The sequence below is a fragment of the Paenibacillus sp. J22TS3 genome (assembly GCF_018403205.1).
Taxonomy (GTDB): domain Bacteria; phylum Bacillota; class Bacilli; order Paenibacillales; family Paenibacillaceae; genus Fontibacillus; species Fontibacillus tuaregi.
Map to the genome: position 1 here is coordinate 453,247 of NZ_BOSF01000004.1, position 23,948 is coordinate 477,194.

The following is a 23,948-nucleotide window of genomic DNA, read 5'->3' on the forward strand; positions in this document are numbered from 1 at the left end:
GCGGGCCTACAGTTCTTTGACCATCTGAACCTGTGCCGCCATTGTAGTGAAGCCGGCCTCCCGGAGAACCGAATAGGTAAGAGCACTTGCCGTGAGCGGCACATTCGGGACGACCCGATTAATGTCGTCACTGAAATCGCCGAACACATATGCCAGCATCAACCGGATAATCCCTGCTGCCTGTGGATGGTCCGGAGCGGCCTCACACTGAAACAGCGTGGTAGCCGTATGTATCCCAGCCGGGCTGTATGTTTTGCGGAAATACGCATATCCGGCGGGTGTCCCCGCTTCATCGCGAATAATGACCGCCTCGCCATCCTTGGCATTCTGCCATTGTGTCTGCCATGTGTAGTCTGCCCTATAAAATGGAAGCTGACCCGCTTGCACCGGAGCAGCCCTCTTTGCCGTATACCCTTGAATACCGATACCGCCAGGAAGCGGATTTGCAGGGGCCGCTCCTTTCAGATTGAGATGCTCAAGCTGATCCACAATCTTATAACCGAGCTTCTCATATAGAGCAATGGCCTTGGCATTCTCGCTGATCGCTTCGAGCGTGGACAACACCACACCTTCCTCCTTCAATACAGCAATGGAGGCTTCCATAAGGGTACGCCCATTGCCTGAGCCGCGGAGCGGCATAGCCACTCCTGTTCCGCCATTCCAAGCAATTTTGCGTCCACCCGCTTCGCGGACTCCACTGAACACAATGCCCACTGGGCGGTTATCCTTGAAAGCTACAACAGACAAGGTGGGTGACAGCTCCTCCGCCGTCATTCTTTTTATGAATGCTTCCGGAGTTGTCGTGGCATTGAAATAGTACCCTTCAAACCCGTCATTCCACGCTTGCACCGCTTCTTCCAGCGTACATGCCGATAAGCGTCTGATTTCCATACAACCGTCTCCTATCCGTTACAGATGATAAATCCGGCTGTATTTATCTTCTAAATAATTCACCAGATAATCCGCCTTCAAATCTTCTCCGGTCACATTCTTGATAAGCTGTTCAGGGGTATACAGCTTGCCGTGACGGTGAATGTTCTCTTTCAGCCACTGCTGAACTCCCGCGAAGTTCCCAGCCTGAATCTGGTCATAGAAATCCGGCTTCTCACGTACAATTGTACTCAACAGCTGGGCCGCGTACAAATTGCCAAGCGAGTAGGACGGGAAGTAGCCGAAGCCTCCGAAGGACCAATGAACATCCTGCAGCACGCCCTCGGTGTCCGTAGCCGGTGTAATGCCGAGGTAATCCTGCATCTTCTGGTTCCAGATCTCCGGCAGGTCTTTAACTTCAATCTCTCCGCCAATCAGTGCTTTCTCAATTTCATAACGAATCATAATATGCAGATTGTAGGTAAGCTCATCCGCTTCCACCCGGATCATTGTCGGCTGCACGCTGTTAATGGCCCGATAGAACTCCGTAAGGCTGACCAGACCAAGCTGTTCCGGGAAGTGCTGCTGAAGTGTTGGGTAAAAATGATGCCAGAACGCTTCACTGCGTCCCACCATATTCTCCAAGAACCGGGACTGGGACTCGTGAATCCCAAAGGAAGCTCCAGTCGATAGAGCGGTTCCCTCCAAGCGCGGATCAATATTTTGCTCATAGATGCCGTGGCCCGCTTCGTGAATCGTACCAAATACCGCGGACCGCACATTATCCTTGAGATATCTTGTTGTAATCCGGACATCTCCGGTATTCATCGGCTGCGCGAACGGATGCACGGTCTCATCAAGTCTTCCTGCGTTCATATCAAACCCGATCAGTGGTAGAAGATACTGATTGAATTTCTTCTGCTGCTCCACATCATAAGACTGCTCAAAAATCCCTGCATTCGGCTTGCTCCCGGATTGCTTAATCCTTTCCAGCAGAGCCACACTGGACTCTCTGAGCTTCGCAAACAAGGGGTCCAGAACGGCCACGCTTAAGCCTGGTTCATACTGATGCAGCAGCGCATCGTAAGGGTGATGCTCATAACCAAAGATCCCGGCTACTTTGCGGTTATAGTCAACAATCTTCTCCAAAAAGGGCTCAAAGATACTGAAGTTATTCGTCTCCCTGGCTTCTTCCCAGGCATCATTGGCCCGGGCTGTCAGCACAACATAGTCCCGGTACATGTCTGCCGGAATCTTTTTGGAACGGCTGTACTCTTCCTTGCGCTCACGAATTTGGGCCTGCGTAATTTCATCCAGGTTCGCGTATACCTCAGGAGCTGATAGCGTATTCAACAATTCTCCCATTTCATCCGACACGGACAACTTGAACTCCTCTGTACGGAATGTGCCAATCGCTTTGGCGAAGATCGGTCTGCCTTTCTTGGGAGCGGTTACCTTCTGATCCCATTCGAGCAGACTGGATATGCTGAGGAAATGAGCGAGTTTCTCTTCTAAAGCTTTGTACTGGTCAACGGCTGCCTGAACTGCCGGATCAAGGGTTTTCTGTTCCATATTATAAGCCTCCCAAAAAGAAAATTAGACCGGGGTCCAAAATAGACTCATTAGTCTATTTAATTTAATCACATTTTTTACCTGTGTTCAATTTATTTCCAAATGTTATATACAACAAAAAAACCTAATTCAGGTATACGCCAAAATTAGGCTTGGAGTGCAGTCCTATTCATGTAAGATAAGCAACAAACATCTCTTTCATCTGACTTAAAGCCTGCTTATATGGGTATGCCGGGTCTGTCACAATACAGATGGAGGCCCCATCGATCATCCCCCAGAACGTATGCGCCAAGATGAGCGGTTCAAGATCATTTTGGATCTCTCCCTTCTTCTGACCCTCCTGGACAATATCCACGATCAGACTGATGAAGGATTCCTGGCGCCTCCGCGTAAGGTAGCTGGCAATTTTCTCATCCCGGCAGGACTGCAGGCGGAATTCGTAATACACCTGGAACAGGGCCTTTTCAGCCGGATCGCTATGATCATTGTTAATATAAGTATCGAACAGGCAAGCCAGCTTATCCAATGAGGTGGACAGCTGTGCCAGCTTATCCTTCACCGTATTATGCATGCTGGAGGTGTTCTCGTTCACAGCCTCAAAATAAATTTCTTCCTTTGATTTGAAATAGTTATAAATGGCCCCCTTGCTAAAACCCGAATGCTCTACAATATCATCCATCGTGGCCTGCTGATAGCCTTTCTTGGCAAAACAAATCAGCGCGCTGGACAGAATCTCCTGCTTCTTCTTCACTTTATAATCCTCGGATACCACAGGCGGCACATCAGCCACCTCCTCTTCCTGGGTAGCGATCATGTATCTTCCAGTTCAATTTAGCACAGAACTTACACCTGTACAAACACTCATCTCTGGATCTCCATCCCTGCCAAAGCGCATGGCATATAAAAACCCCCACTGAATTAGACCAAGCGGGGGTTGGGTTTCGAGCAATGAGTTAATCAATGTAATTAATAAAGAATTGTTTTGGAGACAATCACAAGCAATATGAAAAGAACCAGAATTGCTCCAGTAGATGTAAACATTCCGCCGCCGTATCCTCCAGCTACTTCACTCATCAACCTCTCCTCCTTTACGCTCTGCTTATGTCCCCTTGGGAACTATACAATTTATGTAGGACATATACTTTTGGTAAAGGCGTTTAACATAAATCCGGAACTTTAGGTACCCGCAAATACCAGTTGAATGCTGAAATCTATGCAATAGTTAAAGATGATAATTCTGTCTAGCACTCTATCTTTTTCGGAAGAGTATGCTGTATTACTTCTGAAAGAGAGAGGTTGAGCTGAATGGGGATTACAGAGACTCTTTGCCGGCGTCTGGCACGTATTCTTGGTGGAAAAGGACAGCATGAGAGTAACGAATGCTCTATCACAGTTAAACGCAATCTGAATGCCACGATCCTGGGAAAGAAGTACGATACCGAGCATGAAATTGTAATTCAGTCCTTGAAAAATGGAAAATCTCTGAATACGGGGGAAATCACCTTATTGCAGAGGGAAGTTCAGTCATTTATCCGTCAAGCCGTGAAATTAGGGTTAAAGGTAACCGCAGTGCACAATCACTGGCTGTTTGACAAACCCCGGCTGATGTACGTGCATGTTGAGTCAGTCGAAAATCCGATTGTCTTTGCCAGAAAATTAGCATCCCTTATTAGACGTCTTAAATAATCCCGTGGACTGCTGAATCACTATGCTCTCTAGAGGCAGATCCTAATTTATGACTGAAGATAACTATAAGGTAATGAGGCAAACTGGCAAAGTAATGAAGCAAACTGGCGCGAGTATAGCCTCCCTGCGCCAGCTTGCACAAAGCTCTATCCTTTAACCGATCCGGCAGAGATTCCTTCCACAATCCGCTCGCTCATGATCAGGAATGCCAGCAGGATCGGCAGAATACTGATCATTAATGTGGCCCCGATCGCCCCCCAATCGGTCGTATACTGTCCGATAAAGTTCTGAACTCCGACTGTGAGTGTCTTGTATACATCCGAACTGATGAAGGTATTCACGAAGATAAATTCGTTCCAGTTATAGATCATATTGATGATCCCCGTGGTTGCCAGCACCGAAGAGGTCATGGGCAGGATGATCCTGAGGAACATCCGGTTGACCGAGCAGCCGTCCATAATGGCGGCTTCCTCCACCTCTCGGGGCAGCGCATAATAGAAGCCCAGCAGAATCATAATGGTCGTTGGCAAATTAAAGGCGGTGTACGATAAAATCAGCGAGCTCGGATTGTCAATCAGATGCAGCTTTTGAAATGTGCTGAACAGCGGAATCAGTGTGGAGTGTACAGGGATCATAAGCCCCACCATGAACAAGCCCAGGACAAACGAGCGTGCCCTCCACTTCATCCGGGTTACCGCATACGTCACAAAGCTGGCGAGCAGTACAGTCAGAATCAGCGCACCTGCCGTAATCCATACACTGTTGAGAAAATAAACACCAATGTTCCCGCTCTCCCACACATTCACATAATTCTCCCAATGAGGGTTCGTGGGAATCGAGAACGGTGGAGCGCCAAGCACTTCCTGGTTATTCTTCAGGGAGAACAGCATGAGCCATATCAGCGGCAGAATTTGAAGAACAGCCACAAGAATAAGCGCCAAATACATTAGCCCCATACCGGCTCTGCGTCCTGCCTGCCGAACAGCACCAGGGGCTCCGAGCGGATACGCGGGCATCACTTCCGTCTTCACGAATATCCTCTCCTTTCCCTAGTGAAATTGAACCGTATCCTTGGTGGCGGTAGCCTTCCGGATCAGATACGTGGCAAGCAGACAGATCAGGAGCAGGAAGAAGCCGATGGCACTGCCGTAACCGAAGTCAAAGCTGCGGAACGCTTTGTGATACATATACGAAGCCATGACTTCACTGGCGCCGTTGGGTCCTCCGTCCGTCATTACATAAATTAAGTCAAAATATTTCAAAGAACCTACCACAGATAACACGACGGTTACCTTAATAATTTCAGTTACAAGCGGAAGCTTGATCCGCGTAGCAATCTGCCAGCTGTTAGCCCCGTCAATACGCGCCGCTTCCGTCAGCGTTTCCGGGATATTCTTCAGTCCGGCATAATAGATAAGGATATAGAATCCCGCATACTGCCATACAATGGGCACGAACAAAGAGAACAGCACAACCTTGGGATCAGCCAGCCACGAAGGCGGATCACTGATTCCAATGGAGTTCAGAAACGTGTTCAGTACCCCGTTTGAAGGATGATAGATTTTGATCCACAGCTGTGCTATGGCCACGGAGGAGAGCAGCATGGGAATCAGGTAAATTTTACGCAGCAGATTCGCGCCTTTGATTTTTCCCGAGAGCACCAGGGCAATCGCCAAATACCCGATCAGGCTGATCGCAGAGAACACAGCCAGCAGCAGGGAGTGATACGCGCTCTGCCAGAATGCCTGGTCTTGAACCAGCGTTTTGTAGTTATCAAACCCGATAAAGGACATTGGACTGATTCCGTCCCATTTGTTAAGTCCATAGTACCCTGTCAGCACGATCGGAATGTAGACAATGGAGAGCAGCAGCAGGAGTGACGGGAGCACATACAGCGCAATCACGCCTTTGTTGGACATCACTTTATCCATGGGGAATTCACTTCTTTCTCTACTTGGACTCGGCTGGTCAGCGAAGCGGGCGGGCTATTTGCCCGCCTGCACCGCCGCCTGATGCTTCTTGGCGAATTCTTCCGGCGTCACAGCCTTGCCGAACAGGGCTTGAATCATGTCCAGATGCGTCTGTGCAGCATCAGGCTTCAACTGGACATCCGCGAATAAGGTAATATTGCTTGCCTTGTTCAGTTCACCAAGCAGATCCACATACATCTGCGGCAGCTTCATATTCGCCGTATCAACCTTCGTTGCCGGAATCACACCAGCATCCTTCACGGACTGCTCACCCCATTTGGCGACGAAATACTCTACGAACTTTTTGGCTTCCTCTTTCACCTTCGAGTTCTCGGCCACAAATAACCCCACACCCGGCCCGCCAACCCAGCTGTCCCCATTTCCTTTACCGCCATCGACAGTAGGAAACTTGAAGAAGCCTACCTTATCCTTGAACTCCTGTGGAATATCCGGATTTGTGGTGAAGTTCGGAATCTCCCACGTCCCCATCAGATACATCGCGGCTTTGCCGTTCATAAATTCCGATTTGCCTTCATCGTTGGACAAGCCGTTGAACCCTTTATTAAAGGCATTCATGTCCACGAGGCTCTGCACCTCGCTGGCAGCCCGAATCAGAGTCGGATCTTCGAAGCTGCCTGAACCGTCCATCGCTTTCTTCAACGTATCGCTGCCGGCAATCCGGTCAGCCAGATACATGTACCATAAGGAACCTGTCCAGCGGTCCTTATTGCCGAGGGCAATCGGCTCCACTCCCGCCTCGGACAGCGTCTTAACCACTTGCTTAAATTGCTCATAGGTGGTTGGGACCTGCAAATTGTGCTTTGCGAACAAATCCTTGTTGTAGTAGATTGGCGTGATATTCAGCTCAATCGGCAGCGCATAAGTCTTGCCGTTAATCGCATAAGCTTCGGCTGTGCCGGGCACGAATTTGTCCTTCAGCTGTGCCCCACCAAGGATATCGTCCAACGGCGCGAACAAATTCCCTTTTACATACGGCTCCAGGAAGCCCGCCGCCCAGGTGATCCCGACATCCGGCAGCTCATTGGAGGCCGACAGAACTTTGAGCTTGTTCTTGTACTGCTCGTTATCCATAATCTCTGTCTTAATCGTTACATTGGGATGGTCCTTCTGGTATTGATCAATAATTTGCGTCACGAGTTTGTTCTGCTGTGCCGAGCTGCCTGCTGGCCACAGATGCATCATCTTCAGCGTAACCCGATCGCTTCCAGATCCGCCGGAGCTAGAGCCGGTATTCCCCGTCTCGTCAGTCCCCTTCGCTCCTCCGCATCCCGATAAGACTACCAGGATGCTTAAAGCCAGCAGCAGGCCGGACACCGTCATTTTCTTGAACATGGATTGACCCCCTTGAATGATTATCAATCTTCGTGTAACCGCTAACAATTTGATTGTAGCAAAGGGATTCCCGCCCTATAAGGTCACTGTGATTAGGTAAAATTCCACTATGATTGGATTGTGGCGGGCCACCCTGAAGGTGGTGAGCCAGTTATGTTCAAGAACGATATGCAAGAGACGGATTAACCTAATCGTTCGGATTCTTCGCTCATTTCCTGTCTGTAACGGCTCGGGCTGACACGCTCCTGCTGCTTGAACACTTTAATAAAATATTTATCCGTCCGGTAACCGACACGTTCCGCAATTTCACCTACCGGAAGCCGGGTCTGAGCCAGAAGCTCCTTCGCCCGCTGAATGCGTCTGCGGGTTATATATTCCGTATACGGGATGCCGGTCTGCTCCTTGAACAGCACACTGAAATAGCTGGCATTCAAATGGAGGCGTGCTGCCAGATGCGCCAAGGTCAGCGGCTCCTCCAGATGCTTCTCGATGTACTCAACCGCCTCCTTAACCGGCTCGCCGAATCTTCCGTGCTGCTCCTCAAGCTCCAGCAGCTTCGGGTCCACCAGCCTTTCCATCATGCCGACCCGGCTGCGCTCCTCCTCCAGCTTCAATGCCTGCCGGACAACCTCCAACAGTTCCTGCTTCTCAATCGGCTTCAGCAGGTAATTGACCGCACCGAGGCGCAGCGCGGCCTGAACATATTCAAATTCCGCATGCCCGGAGATGACAACGGCCACAGGCTGGAACGGATGCTCCTTCAGGGCAGAGATCAGATCCAGACCACTGACCTCCGGCATGCACACATCCGTGATCAGCAAATGGGCCGTCTCCCGAGACAGCCATTCCAAGGCTTCCACCCCGTTCTCCACGCATTCCACCCGGCAGCTCCCGTTCGCCCAAATATCCAGTGTCTTCTTGATGCCCAGCCTCGTTCTCGGTTCATCATCCACGACCAATATGGTTCGCATTTGTGCCACTCCCTCCGATTTGTGTCACATCGTCTTCTTCCGGGATGTCGAAATACACCCTGGTTCCTTTCTGGATACCGCTCTCCACACGGAGACCCGCCCATGCGGTTCCGCTCTTGCAGTAATACAGTCTTAAGCGCTGCTGAACATTGACCAGCCCTACCCCTGTGCTCTTGGAGGCAAAAGAGTTCCCTTCCTCCAGCCCAAGCCGGAGCGCATGAAGCGCCTCTTCGTCCATTCCGGGTCCATCATCCTGTACAGCGATTTGAATCATTCCCCTCTGCGCTGCCGGACGTACGCTCACAGTCACTGAACCCGGACCGATCTTGCTCTCAACGCCGTATTTGATCGCATTCTCCACGATCGGCTGGATCAGCAGCTTTGGAATGGGCACAAACGCGGTCTCCGGAGACACATGGATGTTCCAGGTTAGTCTGTCGCCGAGTCTCATTTGGATTAACATCAAATAGCGTTCCACCTGGTCCAACTCCTCCTGGATCGTCACCCACTCGCTGCTCTGTGAGCTGCTGATGATATAACGAAACAGCTTCGACATAGCGACAACCAAGCCCGCCAACTCCTCTTCCCCCTTGTCTTCCAGCGACCAATTGAACGCCTCAAGGGTATTGAACAGAAAATGGGGATTGATCTGTGCCTGCAGGGCTTTAAGCTCTGTGCGGCTCTGCAGCATTTCTTTCTCGTATACAACCCGGATCAGCTCATTAATATGATAGACCATCTCATTATAGGAATGGTTCAGCTCCCGCAGCTCCATCGTCGACACCGGTTCAGGATTTGGCGTCAGCACACCGAGCCGGGATTTGCGCATCGCCCGGATCAGGTGGATAATCGGTCTGGTCAGCATCGTGGACAAGATGAAGGACAGGATGACGAACCCGAATACGGCCACTCCGCCTGAGACCAACAGAACGGTTCGCAAAGCAGATATTCCTTTGGTGACATAACTGACCGGAGTCAAGATGATGAGGGTCCAATTGGCCGCCTCCGAGTATTGCTTCACCATGACATATTCCTTGCCCTGGAACATAACGGTCTGTTCGTTATTCTGGAGCAGACTGGTCAGATCAAGCCCGGAAGAGACATCCCCGATGCCGAGCAGCTGCCCCCGGTCATTGGCCAGCAGAATGGACTCTCCGTTCCCACCGCCGGGAGCCGGATCATTGAGCTGAAAGTATCCCCGCTGAATTCGGGCAATTAGATATCCGCCGGGAGAGAACCAGCGGTCGTACAGATTGACCCGGCGGATCGCAAGCACCGACTGGGCATTGTCCGGGTCAATTCCGATCCAGACCAGACGGCCCTTCTGCTTATTGACCTCCTGAATGTACCGGGAGTCAATTCGGGTATCGAGGCGTCCTTCCCGGATCGGGTAGACCTGACTGCCATCATTGGTGTACAGCTCAAGCGATTCCAGTCCTGGCGTATACGCCTGGTAGCTTCCCGCAATCTGCAGCAGGGGCTGCCGCTGATTGAAGGTGATCGCCCGCCCGTTCACCTTGTCCAGCAGCAGCTGCTGGACATACGGATGCCCAGACACCTGGGCTGTGAGGCTGTCAATCTGAGTCATCAGCGCGTCCAGCCGACCGCCCGCTTGGACGGCCGTCTGCTGGATATGCTTCTCGGCATTGTTCTTAAGCAGTGAAGAAACTTGGTCATAGATGAAGAATCCGGCCACACTAAAGATGACCAGCACGACAAGAAAGAATCCGATAAAAATCTGATTGCGCAGCGTGTTAAGCTTCTGAAGCCCCAGCATCATCTCCGCCCTTCCCCTGTAACTTCAATCTTTAACTTTCACTCCCAACAATGACTGCTTATATATGATTGCGTGCTCTGAATTTCCCGGGCGGCTCTCCTGTCCAGCGTTTGAATTGGCGGCTGAAATGGGCAATATCCCCGTATCCCAGCAGACGGGAAATCTTCTCCACAGACAGCTCAGGCTGCATAAGCAGCAGCTTGGCTTTCTTCAGCTTAAGCTGGGACAGATACTGACGGGGGGACATGCCGTACACGCTCTGGAACATCCGGGAGCAGGCGGACGGGCTGTAACCAAGACCCGAAATGACCGACTGAACCGTCTCTCCCGTATCCTCGTCCAGAGCCGCTTCCCCTTCTGCCCGCTCCGCAACTACGCGCTCCAGGCTTGCCGCAATGGTCTTAGCAATGCGGGATGAGCGCTGATTCGCCGGAGCCATGCTGCCCTGCTCCGACAGACAGCCGGTGATGGCCCCGAACAGCTCGAACACAACCGAGAGTGTGATCATTTTGGTCTGCAGCTTCCATTCGCCCTCATGCAGAGCAAGCGAGATGAGCTTATCCAGACTTGGCCGGATGGCACGGGCGAACGGACTATCGTGCGTGAAATCACGCCGCTCGTCACGAAGGAGCAGCTCTCTTAAGGCACGCTCGTCGGAGTCGAAGTGAATACAGTAGTAGGTCATTGCTCCCGGCCCCCCATTCCGGCTCTCATGTGCATCCTCCGGCTTCAGCAGCATGATATCACCGGGATGCTGCACATATTCCTTGCCGTTCACGGTCATCTTCTGACTGCCCTCCAGCAGCAGATTAATCTCAAACAGCGGGTGTGTATGATGCGGGTAGGTCCACTCTTCTGTCACCTTGCGCCAGTGGGCGGCAAAGATTCGGAAAGTCGATTCCATATCGGGCAGCATCACTTCCTGGATCTGATATTCGTCCTCTGCTCTCATTGTCCATCTCCTCTCAAACAAGACTGCCAACTATTTGATGATCTTGCGTCTAATGACATTCAACCATCCACCTCCAACGATTCTCCTACCTCCAGCTGGTAGCATTCATTCTTGCTTAATTTGGATAAATACTCTCCGAGTATGGGTATAGAAAGCGCTTTAACACCTAGTTATTATGAACATATCACATTCATTTGTCATTGGATAGGAGGTAGTTAAAATGGATAAACACAAATTCTTCAACGCCCACCACGCCCCGGTCGGCGCGTTTGCAAGCTTTACACTTGGCTTCCCGGGGAGAAGCGGAGGCTTCGATCTGGAATTCGGCAGACCCCCTGAGCAGAATATTTATATCGGCCTCCAGGAGCAGGATGGGAACAGCTACCGGACTCTGCCTTTCTACGATCAGGCTGGGGATGAATCCACCCGGTATACAGCCGGAAATGAAGGCCCGGTGGCGGCGTCAGCGGATTTCAGCATCCATCCTTTTGATCAGGCAGAGATTCGGCGGACATTCAGCGCGGGCACGGACACTTGGACGGCTGGAGATCTCACATTCCGCTTGTACTCGCCGTTTGATTCCGTGCCTGATCCGAAATCTGCGGATGAGGAGGAGCTGCGGTTCGCCCTGCTGCCGGCGGTGCTTGCGGAGATCACCGTGGACAATACAGCAGGCGGGCAGACACGCCGGGCCTTCTTCGGCTTCCAGGGGACGGACCCCTACACGGCAGTGCGGCGGCTGGAGGATACCACCAGCGGCAAGCTCTGCGGGGTAGGACAGGGGCGCCATATCGCATTGGCCGCCTGTGATCCGCGTGTGCGAAGTGCAGGACATTTTACAATCGAGAACATTTTGCAGCCCGAAGTCGAGGAGAATTTGCGCTTCGGCCTGGGGCCAATAGGCGCCCTGCTTATGGATGTCCCCGCCGGGAAGAAGGAGACTTACCGGTTCGCCCTATGCTTTTACCGGGGAGGACTGGTAACTACGGGAATGGATGCGGCTTATCTCTATACCTGTTACTTCGCCAATATTGAGGAAGTCGCGGCTTATGCCTTGGAGCATTTTGACCGCAAAGTGGAGATTTCCCACCGAAATGATGATCTGATCGCCTCCTCCGCTCTGTCGGACAATCAGAAATTTATGCTGGCCCACGCCATCCGCAGCTATTATGGCAGCACGGAACTGTTAATTTGCAGGGATGAACCGCTCTGGATCGTGAACGAGGGTGAGTACCGGATGATGAACACCTTCGATCTGACGGTGGATCAGCTGTTCTTTGAATTGAAAATGAACCCGTGGACGGTTCGTAGCGAACTGGACCTGTTCACCTCCCGTTATAAATACGAGGACACCGTACGCTTTCCAGGAGAGGATACGGACTATCCCGGTGGTGTAAGCTTTACGCATGACATGGGGGTAGCCAATTCCTTCTCCAGGCCAGGCTATTCGGCCTATGAACAGCACGCCATCAAGGACTGCTTCTCCCATATGACCCAGGAGCAATTAGTGAATTGGGTGCTTACTGCAGCGGTTTATGTCAATCAGACTGGAGATTTGGAGTGGCTGCAGGGGAATATCGGCTTGCTTCAGCAATGTCTGGAGAGCATGGTTAACCGGGATCATCCCGATCCGGCTCAGCGAAATGGCATTATGGGCCTCGACAGTTCCCGGACGATGGGCGGAGCGGAGATTACAACCTATGACAGCCTCGATGTCTCCCTTGGACAGGCGCGCAACAACATTTATCTGGCCGGGAAGTGCTGGGCGGCTTATGTGGCGATGGAGCGCATCTTTGCGGAGAACGGCCGGGAAGACCTGAAGCGTACTGCTGGGGAACAGGCTGAGCGCTGTGCACGAACGATCACGGCCCAGGCCACTTCTGAGGGTTACATTCCTGCTGTGATCCAGGAGGGTAATGATTCCCGGATTATTCCTGCCATCGAAGGGCTCGTGTTCCCGTTGTTCACCGGCTGCAGCGATGCACTTGATCCGTGTGGGCGCTTCGGGGATTATATTACCGCACTCCGCCGGCATTTCTACGCCGTGCTCAAGCCGGGCATCTGCCTGTTCCCGGACGGAGGGTGGAAGCTCTCTTCCACCAGTGACAACTCATGGCTGAGCAAAATTTATCTGTGCCAGTTCGTCGCCCGGCGTATCCTCGGTCTGCCGCAGGATGAAGATGGGCATGCCGCAGATGCGGCTCACGTGGGTTGGCTGATACGGGAAGACAATGCATTCTGGAGCTGGAGCGACCAGATGATGGCAGGCACCGTCTGCGGCAGCCGGTATTATCCGCGCGGCGTTACGGCGATCTTATGGCTGGATGAGGAAGTGGCAAATGTAGAAGAGCAGCTGTAAGCTGCTGATGAGGCCATTAAGAGACTCTTCCCGTGGTTGTAAGCTTAAGGTGTACACAGCACACCGTCCAAATCATCGTCCCTGCTTAAACGTAAAAAACAGTAAGCCCTCCAATCACAGGGGGCTTACTGTTGAATTAAGGAGACCGTATATTGCAAGCTCAACGACTAGCCTTCTTCTCTACTTTCATACCTTCGTCCCAAGCATCAAGAATCAGCTCAGGCTCCGCCTCAATAATGTCCATTACTTCCATCCATTCATTTGCTTTAAACAGATCTATCATCTCTTTAAGCTCAGAACGGTCTATTAATCTTACTCCATTATAGCCAGCTAAAATCTCGCAAGCCTCGGTATAACGGCTTGAAGCAATCACAATCGACTTCTGGGCACCGTAGTAGCGCATCGAGCTGTATATTTCCTGAACAGCGCTTAGCCCCACCGGATTGGATTCGGCATAACGCTTGGCCTGAATGACATTCCGGCTTCCCCCGCGGTCTGTAAATACAAGATCAGCTCCAAAATCACGGCTGCCGACGGTTTTATAAGCATCCTCATATCCCAGGGCCACGAACAACCGATAGAGATACTCTTCAAACTCCTTGCCGTCCTCCATCTTGTCAATATCCCTGATGCTTACCTTCGTGGGATCAATAATGCCTTTTCGGTTGTAGATGCTTCTTCGCTTGAGCAGCCCCCGTATAATCAGGCCAACGACGATGATGACCAGCAGTGCAGCGATATAAATTTCGTAAGAACCGAACACGTTTATCCTCCTTTTGCCTGTTGACCCGTCCCCAATTCACTATATCAGATTTGAAAATTGTGAATGAGGGAGAGTTGATAAGTGCCAAGGCGCGCTCACAACCTGTTGCAGTAAAAAGAAACCGCGGGACCTTCTCAGGTACGCTGCGGCTTCTCCTCCTCTTCCTTACCAGCTGTTCATTGGAGCGAATCTCACACGGGCAGCTGATTTCTTGGAGGGGCTTACGCCCTCACCATATCAACCCGTTTGTTTCTTCCCTCTTCGCTCTATGGAATAGCTTAAGATTGCTCCCCCACACCCTAACAGCGCGAGTCCTGCAGCCAGCCATGGCACATTGGGCAGACCTGCATACGTAATCACAAGCCCTCCCAGATAGGCTCCGCTTGCATTGCCCAGATTCAAAGCGGAGTGGCTTGATGTGGAGGCAAGCAGCGGGGCCTTGTGAGCCAGGTTAAGGATGCGCACCTGAACGCCCGGCATAATGCCAAAGGCGGCAACTCCCCATACGAATACGGTAATAACAGCCAAAACCGCATAATGGAGTGTGAATGTTAATACCGCTAGAATGATGCCCAGCACAGCAAAATTTGTGATGAGGGAGGGCATAAGACTCCAATCGGCCAGCTTGCCCCCCACAAGATTGCCTAGCGTAACCCCGATTCCGAATAACACTAGAATCCAGGTCACTTCATGCTCCTTATACCCGCTGATCATTTCCAGGGCCGGGGTCAGATAGGTGAACATGGAGAACAAGCTCGCACATCCGAACGCTCCGGTAAGAAGCATCAGCAGCACCTGCGGATGAATGAGGCTGCGGAATTCCTGAACCAGACTGGACGGCTGGTCCTGGCGGATAACCGGAATGAACCGGATAATCCCCAGCAGCGAGATGAGTCCAAGAATTGTGATCGCTCCGAAGGAAGATCTCCAGCCAAGCTGCTGGCCGATAAATGTTCCAAAGGGAACGCCGATAATATTGGCTACGGTTAATCCGGCCAATACCATAGACACGGCGCCCGCCCGTTTGTCCGGCCGGACCAGCCGGGAGGCGATCAGGGAGCCGACACCCAGAAATGTGCCGTGAGCCAAAGCTGTTACAATTCTTGCTCCAATGAGCAGGAAATAGGTCGGGGCTATGGCTGAAAATGCATTCCCGGCGATGAAGATCGCCATCAGCAGAACGAGCAGCTTTTTTTGCGGCATCCGGTGGGTTAATACCGTCAGCAGCGGGGCTCCTACAGCCACGCCAAGCGCATAACTCGTAATGAGTTGACCCGCCTGGGGAATGGTCACACTCAGGTCGTATGCAACATTCGGCAGCAGACCCATAATAATAAATTCCGTCATCCCAATGGCAAAAGCACCAAGGGTAAGGCACAGCAGAGAAAGCGGAAACCGCTCTTGGTTCGGGGAGGATTGAGGTTGGTTATGTACGGATAATTCCATGCTGTCTCTCCTTCTACTATATGTCTCTCTATCTGTAGGCAGTATACCACCTTCGTCAAGAGAGTGAGCTTGCGTTATATGCATGCCCAGCCCTGATATCTGGGCATCCTCTCTCACGGGCAGCAAGAAAACACCCGCCTTCCTTGCAAGGGAAGTACGGGTGTCACTTTTACCACAGTCTAATATGAGATGCGGCTGTATTCAGAATACATACATTGACCTCAACGCTATCGTTACTACCGTTACCGTTATTAAGATTTAGGCTGTTTACTTCTGACTGCTAAGCAGCTTATAGATCACCTGAGCGCTCTCCGCCCGGGTGGTCTTGCCTTTAGGCATGAATCGGTTGTTTCCTTGACCGTTCAGAAGACCAAGGCCCGAAGCTGTCTTGATGGAATCCACGGCCCAGCTGCTGATGTCTTTGGCATCGGTATAGGCAAGCTCGGAAGCTTGACTGGCCTTTGTTTTGTTCAATACGTCGTACGCGCGAACCAGCATCACAGCCATTTCTTCACGTGTGATCACCGCATTCGGCTCGAACCGGGATGCAGTCCGGCCCTGAACGATTCCCGCTTCATTCGCGGCGGCGATCGAGCTTGCGTACCAATCGTTCACCGAAATATCCGTGAACCCGGCTGGATGAACCGCCTTTAGTTCCAGTGCCCGTACAATCAGAGCTGCGAATTCACCGCGGGTAATGCTGCGGTCAGGTTCATATGCGGATTCGCTTGTACCCTTAATGATATGCTTCGCAGTTAACGACTGGATTGCCTTCTCGGCCCAGTGACCGGCAGGAAGATCCCTGAAGCTCTTGTTCATTTCAAGCACCGCATATTTCGAAAAATGGTGAATCTCAGCCGTTAGAGTATCGCCTTTCAGCTTCCCGCCAATGTATTCGATCTGCCCCTTATCCGGCAGATAATACACGCCGATGTTGTTCTTATTCGCATTGTCCGCTACTTTGAATGTAAGCTGGAGCGGCACATCGAATCGGGTCAGCTCGGCAATTGCCTTACCGCTGCTGTCAATCAGGAGCAGACGGTAGTCATAGATCCGGGATGCTGCCTTCAGCTGGGTCTGGCTGCTGTCCGCCTTGGATACAAGCGCTTGGGCAGCCTGATCACTCAGAGGCTCGGCCTGAAGCTGGATCTGTGCGCCAGCCGCAGCTGTGGCTGTGCCTGCCGTGCCTGCTGTACCGGCCTGCTGAACAAGCTGAGACAGCACCTTGCTTGGAATCACAATCGAATCGCTGCCCAGTGCAATCTCGAGCGGCTTGTCACCAAGCAAGTTGGCTGCGTCAACAGGCAGAAGTATACGGGTAGAAGACCCGGCCTCAATCTTAACCACCCTGCTGCCAGAAGTGCCTGAGCTGATTAAAGCGTCTTTAAGCTGTTGTTCGGTAACCGTAACCGATTTGTTATCTGTATCCTTGCTGTTTCCTGGATTGCTGTTATTTCCTGCATTCGTATTATTGCTGCTGCCCTCACTTCCGTTGTTCCCACCATTGCCAACACTTGTAACTGTAACTACACAGGATGCCTGATGGCTTCCATCCTTGGTTGTCACCGTAATTGTAGCTGTTCCCGGCCTTAGTGGAGTAACTACACCGTTCGCATCCACCTTCGCGATAGCCTCATCACTGGATGTGAAAGCAACCGTCTTATCGCTAGCACCCTCCGGCTCTACCGTCGCCTTCAAGCGACCTGTGGCTCCCCCGGCCGTAAGCGTAAGCCTGCTTTGGTCCAGCTTGACTCCGGTAACAGCCACAGGGTCCGGATTCCCGCCAGCATCTTTGCGGGTGATGCTCAGCTCTAAGCTCTTCGTAGCCTGACTTGCTCTGCCTTTATCCTCGTACCATGGGAGATTCAAGGTTTCAGCTGACGGTTCAATATGCAGCGTATATTTATTGGAGCCAGGGTTAATCGGAATATCCTTCAATTCCACATTGCCTTGGGCATCCATGGCTCCCGGCGGAAGCGGCTGATCATTAATGGTGAACTTCACACCGTAAGGCACATTGGCCTTTAAGGTAAACTTGTTGTCCGTGGTTTCATAAGTGATATTATCCCCATAAGAGATGCGCGGCATCGTCACAATCATCGGCATATCCACCCACCTGAGGATATAATCATCGACAACCATCTGGTTGCTGCCTTCGTTCCTCACGGTTAATTTCATGTTCGTGTCTGTGGAAGAATACGCATAGTTACTGTAATCCTCGGTGTCATTAGCCTTCCGGTTATGGGAGGTTAATGCCTCGGTGGCCCAAGTACCTCTGGTGTATTTATATTGGAGGGACTTGCCGGCCATCATCTTAAAGCTGTATTCCACCACATCCCGGGTGGTCGCACCGCTCGGCACGTTTAGCTTGCCTCCGGCCTGGTTCCAGCCGTTGAAATCTCCTGCAATATAAATATCGTCTGTTGCAGGCGTATACCCAGGCAGGTGCACGCGAAGCTTGACGTCAACCATCACCAGCTTAGGCGTTACAGCCTGTTCATTGGAATATGCCCGGTTATAGGAGCTGTCTACGGCCGCAGCTTTGTAGGTATAAGCTGTATCATTGCTTACCGTAAGGTCCACATAGGATTTGGCCGTTTTGTCCACGGTAGCGATCTTCTTGTATTCCGCTCCTCCGGCTTTCCGGTAGATCTCATACTGATATACAGTGTCATCCTCTTCAGTCCAGCTCAGCTGTACCCGATTAGATTCAACTTGGATCGGGCTCAGCTTAGGAGCAGCTGGAGCTGTGGTATCATTCTCGTCGGCCTGCACATCGACATAAGACGATGCAGAATCCGTATACTTCTGTCCATTATCCGTGGATATACGGGCAAAATAATAGTAAGTGCCTGCTTCTGTAGGCTCAAACACCGCCCAATATACCTTTTTACCATCAGAAGTATCACTCTTGTAACGCAGCTTCACTTCGGAAGCATTGTCTTTGGATGTCCCTTCTTTGTAGTATGCAAGCTTCGAATTAACACCAGGTGCTTCTTTTCCGGCAAAACTCGCGTTATCTGTAAGCCCGGGAATATCGAGAGTTACCTGAATCTCTGAGGTTTTATTCCCAGCCCCCAGCACAACGGAAGCGGACTGCTGCGTAATTTCCACACTTTGAACAGGGAAAAAAGGTGTTGCCGATACATAATCACTCAGGCCGCTTTCCCCACTGGAGGTCTTTGCGGTCAACGTATAATAATATTTCGTTCCGTTATTAACTTTCGTATCCGTCCATGAGCTGTCGGTTACACTTCCAACAACTTCAAGTTCGCCTCCCTCAAGCGGCGCACGATAGACACGATACTCAGCAGCACCCGGCACAGCATCCCAGGTGAGCGTTACTGAACCGTTACCCGGAGCCGCTTTCAGGTTGGACACTACGGGCACATTCGTCAGATCCGAATCTGAAATCATCATCATGCCGCTCATGGCTTTGACGGTCAGGCTGATCTTGCCCTGAACTACTGCAGCCGCAGCTTTGCTGCCCAACTGGTCTGTCAGGCTCACCCCGTCTGGCAGATACCCGGTCACATCCGCAGCGATCGACGCATCCGAGCTGCCGCGGTTAATAACGACCAGCCCCGCTTTGCTGTCCGTCTTGCGGGCGTACGCAATAACATCGCCCTTATCGTACACAACTTTTAGATCGCCTGTACGGAATACTTCATTCGTATTACGCACTTCTGCTGCTTGTTTATAGGTGTTAAACAGACTTTCATACCGCCCCGTACCGCTGTATTGTCCGTCAGAACCCGTCACTCTCTCCCATGGGAACGTTCTGCGGGAATCCGGGTCTTTGGTGCCCTCAATCCCCACTTCATCCCCATAATAAATTGTTGGGGCTCCCGGATACCCCATCTGGAAAATAGCCGTAAGAGCCTGCTTCTGAATGGCCTGGTCCGTAGGGATCGGCGCAATCTCCAAGTGCTCCTCTTCCCAATTAGGTTTATCGTACTTCGTGATGGAACGGATCGTATCATGAGAGTCCACCAGGTTCAGCATCACTTCCCAGGCTTCCTTCGGATAGTCCTCCCGGATCGATTCCAGCGCATCGTTGAACTGCTGGGCGTTGCCGTTCATAATAAAGCTCTGTACGGCACCGCGGAAGCGATAGTTCATCACCGAGTCGAACTGGTCGCCAAGCAGGAACTTGGTGGCAACGCCCCACTCTTCGCCGAGAATGATCGGGTCGTCGATGCGTTCGCCGTTGGCGTCGCTGCGCCCTCCGGTTGATTTCACCGCCTGGCGGAACTTCTCCCAGGTCCCCGCGGATACATCCGGAGCCACATCAAGGCGCCAGCCGCGCGCGCCGAGCCATTCCCAGCGCTGGGAATTGGCATACTGCATCTTCGATGCAGCCTCCATATCGGACATCCCTGTCAAATCATGGCCGATCACCTGATCGCGGTATCCCTGCACGTTCCATTCATGGTTACCGGCCAGCCCATCAGCATCCCCTGCCGCGGCTTCCGGCGCATCAATGACAGGCAAGGAATCATATCCCCACCAGCCTTCATACTTGTAATGCCCATCCACCTTCTCATTGGTCACTTTGAACCAGTGGGTGAAATCAAAATCATCCGGGTACGCATAATTCTTGCCTGTTGCCGGATTGATCTGGGAAGTGAAGGAATCGATGACTTCCTGTTCAGCAGCAGTTTGTGTTTTCCCGGCATTCATCTTGTCATAGACCTTGGACCAGTATTCATAGGCCCCAATCTCCGGATATTTCTCATACCGGTCGAAATAGATCGAGTCATCGCCGACATGGTTAAATACGCCGTCCACGATCAGCTTGATGCCTTTGGCCCGGGCCTGCTTCGCGAATTCGGTAAATACCCGGTCCGAGGCTACCCGTGTCTTCTCATAGTCAAGTCCTGACGCAGGGTCTCCCGGGGTATTGTATACAGGCTCTCCGAACATCGGATCCAGATGTTTGTAATCCGTCGCATCATACTTGTGGTTGGAAGCTGCCCAAGCCACCGGATTGAAGTAGATTACAGTAACCCCCAGGGATTTCAAATAATCCAGCTTTTGGCCAACCCCTTGAATGTCCCCGCCATAGAATTCATTTGTCCAAATCCCGTCGGTGGTGGCATTCGGAAAATAAGGCTTTTTCTCCGGCTTGGTCCGGTCAGGGTTCTCCGGAACATCCGGCCATTTCCCGGCTACCTGATCCGGGGCTGGATCATCGGGAACCCCACCGTCGAAAAATTGAAGCTTATGACCGTTCTTGGTCGTTAAGGTTTCTCCTGGAAGAGCCTCACCCCCCCGGTAGCCATCTACAATTTTGGCCCGGTTGTTCGACTGGTCCCCGTCAAAGAACCGGTCCGGGAATAACTGATACACCACCGCATTCTTCATCCAGTCCGGTGTGGTAAAGTCCTTCTTATAGACGGTTAAATCGTACGGAACTACACCTTCATCCGCTGTGGTTCCCGTACCTCCGCGCGCATTGTCATCCCCATATTCCACCTTAGCTGCACCGTCAATAAGTATGAACTTATAATTCCAGACTCCAATGCCTTTAAAGACCGACTTGGGAATGGTAACTTCCCAGTAATCCAGCCCCCCTACAGAGGTTGAGGTGTGCATATCGTAGGCTGAAGCAACGCCCTGCGGGTTCGTAAGTTCCACCCTGGCTAACTGCACATCGCCAGCTGCCGCTGCAATCCGCAGGGTAAGATCCTCGCTCTCTTCCTTAATCGCGCCAAACGGCTTTTTGTAAGTGACCAAGCGGGAATCGAACGCTAGCTTGCCCTTGTCAATCTTGCCGTCCCACTGACTGTCCGAAGGTAAGTAATTCGAAGTCAGCTCTTTCGTTTCCTTGCTGAGATCAATGGAGAAGGTAACATTGGCAGGATCAATGGTCTGCAGAACAAAGTTGCCTCCAGTTGAGTTCCCGTACGATAGAGTATTCTCCCACGTGTTCCCTAGAACCACCTTCATTTCGTACCGGCCAACGGGCAGGGTGCGCTGAAGTTCGAACACAGAGCCGTCAAAATGCGTATCCACGAACATCTGCCTAGCCTCTTCCGGACTCCATTCCTTCTCCTGGAACAGCTTCTGTATATCCCCTGTCAACCGTGGCCAATTCGCCTCAGTATACTTTGGAGTGTACTGCTGAAGTCCTTGCACACCCGGAATATTAATGCGAGCCTGATTCAGGGCTTCATTCACATAGAAGTTCACTTTGGCTGCTTCCGCCAAATCAAATGAAAAGTTGCTGTCATTATCGTTGGCGAAACCTTTCCAGGTACCGCTTTTAACAATCTTAAATTCGTAATGCCCTGCTTCCAGCACCGTGGAATATTCATAAAAGTCGCCAACCAGATGTTTAAGCTGTGTTGCGCTTGAGGTATTATCCCACCCTTGGAAACTGCCCGCGACCACCCACTTGGATTTCGCCCCCGGCTGATCCACAAGAACATCCGGCTGCAGCTCCCCTTTGGCTGCTGGAGCTGCTGGAACTGCTGGAGCTGCGGGTGCAATCGTACCCGCCACGGAGATTGTACTGTAATCTCCATCATCTTCAACACGGGTCGGGTCCTTGAAATTGATGTCTTGGGCTCCCTCCGAAGCAGTATATCTATACTTATAAGTCCCTTCAGGAAGCTCAGCTGATGTGAACGTGTACTGGTCCCCTTCAGCCTTCATCTCGTGCTTCACACTAAATTCAGGATTATCAAATGTCCCCGATACAGAGAATGCAGGCTTATAGGCAAGCTTAAGGTTCCCGTCTGAATCCGCCTTGGCGCTCTGTTCTTCCCCGGCAGGAATTCCGTTGACTTGAACCTTGTAGGTGTAATCCGTATCCGGAGTAAGGCCGGTTATATCGGCAGTAAAATTCCCATCGCTGTTGTCATCCTTTAACTGTGCGGCAGGGTCTCCCCCTGCATTCCAGCTGCCTTTAGCCTCCACGTTCACTGCTGATTTGGGAAGCTTGAAATATATTTTCCCCGCGTCCGAATAGGTTGAACCCGTTGCCCCGGGTGCTGCCTGATCTGCGAATACGGGACTTAAAGAACCTGCAACCAACTGCACCACCATAACCACAGCAGTAAACATGGACCAGATTCGTAGCTGTTTTTTTCCAATCACGAGCTTCATTTAAGACCTCCTCTGTTTAGTAAAATACAAGCAGATTTCATCAAAATTGGAGCAAACGTTTGCGCAAATGACAGTAAACTACCCCCTATCTTTCTTAAAATGAGTTGATTTACCGCGACAGACCGGTAAACTGAATACATCTTATTATGAAAACGCTTTCTCGTCAATCCGGATATTAAATATTTTAATCGTTTTCGAAAATAAAAAAGCACCTGTCGTAAGTGACTGGCGCTTGCTTGCTTCATTCCTGATATTTACGGTCAGTAACCGATCTTGATACTTTCACCCTGGGCTGCAACTCCTGCAGATCGCGTCAGAGGCAGCTTTTGTTCTGCAGAGAATCCGATCGTCTCCCCGTCCTTCAAGGTTACATCATTCTCGATTACAAAGCTGGCTATAATGGACATGAACTCGAATACATCACCGAGACTTTGCGCGGAATTTACCACCTCAAGCTCGTCCTTGCCAAAGCTCTGAAGTCCGGCCGTATAAGCCCCAACGCCGTTCTCACCCTGATACATCCCGATAAATACCCATAGGACGACAGGCAGTTCACCGTCCTTCAACGCATGGGCCAAGTCCACATACTGCGAAGCTTCCATGACCATAGGAGCCGAATAATACGCTATGGCTTGCTCCGTCTGCAGAAGTGAGCTAGCCACCTTAGTAAACAGCTTGTGTCCCTCAACAGGATCATCATGCCCGAGCACCGACACAATGACATGGGCCTTATGCCGGGAGACGACCTGCTCCGCTTCCCGCCATAGAAAGTTGTATTTGCAGTTCTCCTCAACCTCACGGTTCGGAACCGCTGCCGGCATATAACCGCAGACCACCTTCATGCCATCCACCTCGAACACCAGGCTCTCCGGGCTGGCTGGTGTTCCAGGGTCAAGGTTCCATTCTTCTTTTAGATGGCGGGTAAAGGCATCAAAGCTGTAGTCCAGGCTGTCCAGCAGCACAAATCCGACAATAGGTCCGAACGACTTCTGCTCTCGTTCTTCTGTTGCCCCGTTATTCTTATTCTTGCGTAATTTATCGAATAATCCCATGAATGAATCCTCCCCTATCTGCAAAAACATCTCCAGTATCGCTGCAATCGCAATATGCTGGAGA

General features: G+C 51.5%; 16 protein-coding genes. 2 read left to right on the plus strand and 14 right to left on the minus strand.

Translation table 11 applies throughout. The features are described 5' to 3' along the window. Nucleotides 1–6 precede the first annotated feature (6 nt). The 4 genes from KJS63_RS15510 to KJS63_RS15525 form a co-directional block, all read right to left on the minus strand. Nucleotides 7–891, minus strand: coding sequence for a GNAT family N-acetyltransferase (locus tag KJS63_RS15510; RefSeq protein ID WP_213619918.1), 885 nt, complete (start codon nucleotides 889–891; stop codon nucleotides 7–9). An 18-nt stretch (nucleotides 892–909) separates the two neighbouring features. After that, nucleotides 910–2,442: a carboxypeptidase M32 gene (locus KJS63_RS15515; RefSeq protein WP_213619919.1), complete on the minus strand. Its 1,533-nt coding sequence runs from the start codon at nucleotides 2,440–2,442 to the stop codon at nucleotides 910–912. A 169-nt stretch (nucleotides 2,443–2,611) separates the two neighbouring features. Beyond that, the gene (locus KJS63_RS15520) at nucleotides 2,612–3,256 is read right to left on the minus strand and encodes a TetR/AcrR family transcriptional regulator (RefSeq protein WP_213619920.1); all 645 of its coding nucleotides are present in this window, start codon (nucleotides 3,254–3,256) and stop codon (nucleotides 2,612–2,614) included. A gap of 152 nt (nucleotides 3,257–3,408) precedes the next feature. Continuing rightward, nucleotides 3,409–3,516, minus strand: coding sequence for a sporulation protein YjcZ (locus tag KJS63_RS15525; RefSeq protein ID WP_213619921.1), 108 nt, complete (start codon nucleotides 3,514–3,516; stop codon nucleotides 3,409–3,411). A 231-nt stretch (nucleotides 3,517–3,747) separates the two neighbouring features. Between KJS63_RS15525 and KJS63_RS15530 the strand changes: the two genes are divergently transcribed. Then, the gene (locus KJS63_RS15530; protein ID WP_213619922.1) at nucleotides 3,748–4,128 is read left to right on the plus strand and encodes a DUF1259 domain-containing protein; all 381 of its coding nucleotides are present in this window, start codon (nucleotides 3,748–3,750) and stop codon (nucleotides 4,126–4,128) included. A 146-nt stretch (nucleotides 4,129–4,274) separates the two neighbouring features. Here KJS63_RS15530 and KJS63_RS15535 read toward each other — a convergent pair whose 3' ends face one another. The 6 genes from KJS63_RS15535 to KJS63_RS15560 all read right to left on the minus strand — a co-directional run bounded on the left by KJS63_RS15535 (nucleotide 4,275) and on the right by KJS63_RS15560 (nucleotide 11,151). Next, entirely contained in the window at nucleotides 4,275–5,144 is an 870-nt protein-coding gene (locus tag KJS63_RS15535) for a carbohydrate ABC transporter permease (protein WP_213620083.1), read from the minus strand. Nucleotides 5,145–5,177: 33 nt separating this feature from the next. Continuing rightward, nucleotides 5,178–6,059 carry a carbohydrate ABC transporter permease gene (locus KJS63_RS15540; RefSeq protein ID WP_213619923.1) on the minus strand — a complete coding sequence of 294 codons (882 nt, stop codon included), beginning with the start codon at nucleotides 6,057–6,059 and terminating at the stop codon, nucleotides 5,178–5,180. Between the two features lie 54 nt (nucleotides 6,060–6,113). After that, the gene (locus tag KJS63_RS15545; RefSeq protein ID WP_213619924.1) at nucleotides 6,114–7,451 is read right to left on the minus strand and encodes an extracellular solute-binding protein; all 1,338 of its coding nucleotides are present in this window, start codon (nucleotides 7,449–7,451) and stop codon (nucleotides 6,114–6,116) included. Nucleotides 7,452–7,633: 182 nt separating this feature from the next. Further along, nucleotides 7,634–8,422, minus strand: a complete 789-nt coding sequence (locus KJS63_RS15550; RefSeq protein WP_213619925.1) for a response regulator transcription factor — start codon at nucleotides 8,420–8,422, stop codon at nucleotides 7,634–7,636. Beyond that, nucleotides 8,397–10,202: a sensor histidine kinase gene (locus KJS63_RS15555; RefSeq protein WP_213619926.1), complete on the minus strand. Its 1,806-nt coding sequence runs from the start codon at nucleotides 10,200–10,202 to the stop codon at nucleotides 8,397–8,399. The genes KJS63_RS15550 and KJS63_RS15555 overlap by 26 nt, the downstream gene beginning before the upstream one ends. A 55-nt stretch (nucleotides 10,203–10,257) precedes the next feature. Beyond that, entirely contained in the window at nucleotides 10,258–11,151 is an 894-nt protein-coding gene (locus KJS63_RS15560; RefSeq protein ID WP_068614841.1) for an AraC family transcriptional regulator, read from the minus strand. A 220-nt stretch (nucleotides 11,152–11,371) separates the two neighbouring features. Here KJS63_RS15560 and KJS63_RS15565 point away from each other — a divergent pair, with 220 nt between their 5' ends. After that, nucleotides 11,372–13,510 (plus strand): glycoside hydrolase family 52 protein, encoded by a 2,139-nt coding sequence (locus tag KJS63_RS15565; protein ID WP_213619927.1) that lies wholly within the window; start codon nucleotides 11,372–11,374, stop codon nucleotides 13,508–13,510. 160 nt (nucleotides 13,511–13,670) lie between these two features. Here the strand turns inward: KJS63_RS15565 and KJS63_RS15570 are convergent, their stop codons facing one another. The 4 genes from KJS63_RS15570 to KJS63_RS15585 form a co-directional block, all read right to left on the minus strand. Further along, complete coding sequence (locus tag KJS63_RS15570) at nucleotides 13,671–14,273, minus strand: restriction endonuclease (protein ID WP_244862623.1); 603 nt, start codon at nucleotides 14,271–14,273, stop codon at nucleotides 13,671–13,673. Nucleotides 14,274–14,510: 237 nt separating this feature from the next. After that, nucleotides 14,511–15,719 carry an MFS transporter gene (locus KJS63_RS15575; protein ID WP_213619928.1) on the minus strand — a complete coding sequence of 403 codons (1,209 nt, stop codon included), beginning with the start codon at nucleotides 15,717–15,719 and terminating at the stop codon, nucleotides 14,511–14,513. A 267-nt stretch (nucleotides 15,720–15,986) separates the two neighbouring features. Beyond that, nucleotides 15,987–22,832 carry an alpha-amylase family glycosyl hydrolase gene (locus tag KJS63_RS15580; protein WP_213619929.1) on the minus strand — a complete coding sequence of 2,282 codons (6,846 nt, stop codon included), beginning with the start codon at nucleotides 22,830–22,832 and terminating at the stop codon, nucleotides 15,987–15,989. 260 nt (nucleotides 22,833–23,092) lie between these two features. Next, nucleotides 23,093–23,884, minus strand: a complete 792-nt coding sequence (locus KJS63_RS15585; RefSeq protein ID WP_213619930.1) for a DUF4261 domain-containing protein — start codon at nucleotides 23,882–23,884, stop codon at nucleotides 23,093–23,095. Between the last annotated feature and the right edge of the window lie 64 nt (nucleotides 23,885–23,948).